Source organism: Enteroscipio rubneri, assembly GCF_002899715.1.
Lineage (GTDB): Bacteria > Actinomycetota > Coriobacteriia > Coriobacteriales > Eggerthellaceae > Enteroscipio > Enteroscipio rubneri.
In genome coordinates, this window is sequence record NZ_PPEK01000034.1 from 1 (window position 1) to 2,243 (window position 2,243).

A 2,243-nucleotide genomic window follows, 5' to 3' on the forward strand; every position below is an offset into this window, starting at 1 on the left:
GCGGGTGCGGCTGCAGCCGGCGCGGACCTGCTCGCCGATGCGGCTTCGCGCCTCGACCCCGCCCTGCGCGAGCGGCTGGCGGCTGCAGGCCTCGACGAGGACGCGCAGAACAACCTGGCCGCGCTCGTGCGCGCGCAGCGCGAGGCCACCGGCGTCGTGCCGGACGATAAGACGCTCGTGGTGGAGCGTTGCGAGGACGAGACGGGCGACTGGCGCGTCATGCTGCATTCGCCCTACGGCCGGCAGGTGCACGAGCCGTGGGCCATGGCGGTGCAGGATCGCGTGGAGCGCACGCTCGGCTTCGATCCGCAGGCCATGGCCGCCGACGACGGCATCCTGCTGCGCGTGCCCATGACCGAGACGCGCCTGCCGGGGGCGGAGCTGTTCGCGTTCGACCCCGACGAGCTCGTGCGCATCGTGCGCGACCGGGTGGACAAGACGGCGCTCTTCGCCGCGCGGTTCCGCGAGTGCGCGGCGCGCGCCCTGCTCATGTCGCCCACGCAGCCGGGCAAGCGCGCCCCCTTGTGGCAGCAGCGCCTCAAGGCGGGCCAGTTGCTGGAGGCGGCACGCGGCGAGCGCGACTTCCCGATACTGCTGGAGACGGCGCGCGAGTGCCTGCAGGACGTGTACGACCTGGATGCGCTCCACGAGCTCATGGAGGGGCTTGCGGCGGGCACCGTGCGCATGGTGGAGGCGCAGACGAGCATCCCGTCGCCCTTCGCCGGCCCGCTCCTGTTCGGCTATGTGGGCGAGCACCTGTATCAGGGCGACCTGCCGCACGCGGAGCGCCAGGCGTCGCTGTTGTCGCTGGACCCGGCGCTCTTGGGCGAGCTCTTGGGCTCGGCCGACCTGGGCGAGCTGCTGGACCCGCAGGTGGTGGCCCAGGTAGAGGAGCAGCTGCAGCGCCTGGCGCCCGACCGGCGCGCCCGCGGCGCGGAGGGCGCGGCCGACCTGCTGCGCGTGCTGGGCCCGCTCACGGCGGAAGAGGCGGCCGTGCGGCTGGAGGCGCCGGGGGGATCGCCTGGACCCGGGCAAGAAGACGAGTGCGATGCCGATGCTTCCGGCTGCCTCGCCGGGCGGGAGCGCCCATGGGACGCCGCGGCCGAAGGCTCAAACGACTCGCTAGCTGAAATCTGCGAAGGCGCGGCAGCCGCTCCCACGCCTTCGCGTTCTGCCACCCCTGCCGAGGCCCGCACCCTGCTGAAGGAGCTGCGCGACGCGAAGCGCGCCTTCCCGGCCATGATCGGCGGTGTGGAGCGCTGGGCGGCTGTGGAGGATGCAGGACGCCTGCACGAGGCGCTGGGGACGGAGGTGCCCGCGTGGGTTCCCACAGCGTTCCTTGAGGTGCCGGACACGGGCGACGGCCCGGGCCCGCTCGATAGCCTCGTCGCGCGCTACGCTCGCACGCACGGTCCCTTCGGGGAGGCGGAGGTGGCGGCACGCCTCGGCATCGGGCCTTCGGTGGCGCGCGAGAGCCTGCGCCGCCTGGTCGCGGCCGGCAAGATCATGCAGGGCCGGTTCGGCTGCGCGGAGGAGCCGGGGCCTGCGGGTGTCGGGGCCGTGGCTGCGATCACGGGGGCCGAGCGCACGTGGGTGTCGGCGGAGGTGTTCCGCCGCCTGCGGTCGCGCTCGCTCGCGAAGGCGCGCGCCGCCGTGCGCGCGGTGCCTGCGAGCGCCTATACGCGCTATGTGCTGGATCTGCAGGGAGTGGGCACGGGCGGGGGAACGCTCGAGGGGACGGAAGGGGTTGCCCAGGTCATCTCCCAGTTCGAGGGCGTGTTCCTGCCGGCCGCAGCCTGGGAGGGCCACGTGTTCTCCAGCCGGGTGCGCGACTACCGGCCTTCGATGCTTGACGAGCTTGTCACCGCAGGCGAGGTGGTGTGGGCGGGGGGACGCCGCGAGGACGGCGCCCCGCCGGCGGACGGCGGTCCGCGGGCGCGCAAGGCGGGGAAGGCTGCCGCGGCGCCTGCGCTCGTGGCCTTCTACCCCACGGATTCGCCGCTCGCGCCCGTGCAGGCCGATGCGGCGTTGGCCGGAGCGGAGGACGTGGAGCCGGCCGTGCGCCCGTCGGTGGAGGAGGCCGTCGTGGAGGCGCTCGCCAGCGGCTACGGGCTGTTCTTCCGCCAGATAGCCGATGCGGTGCGGCGCCGGATGGAGCCCGAGCGCGTCGACGAGGCGTCCATCGCCGCGGCGCTGCAGGAGCTGGTGTGGAGCGGGCGCGCCACGAACGACACGTTCGCGCC

The 2,243-nt window shown here is 74.3% G+C and carries 1 protein-coding gene; it reads left to right on the forward strand.

Features of this window, described 5'->3' with window-relative positions:
* Positions 1 to 2,243 (forward strand): Lhr family ATP-dependent helicase (locus C2L71_RS11820; RefSeq protein WP_420841328.1); only part of this gene is annotated, 2,243 nt, incomplete at both ends.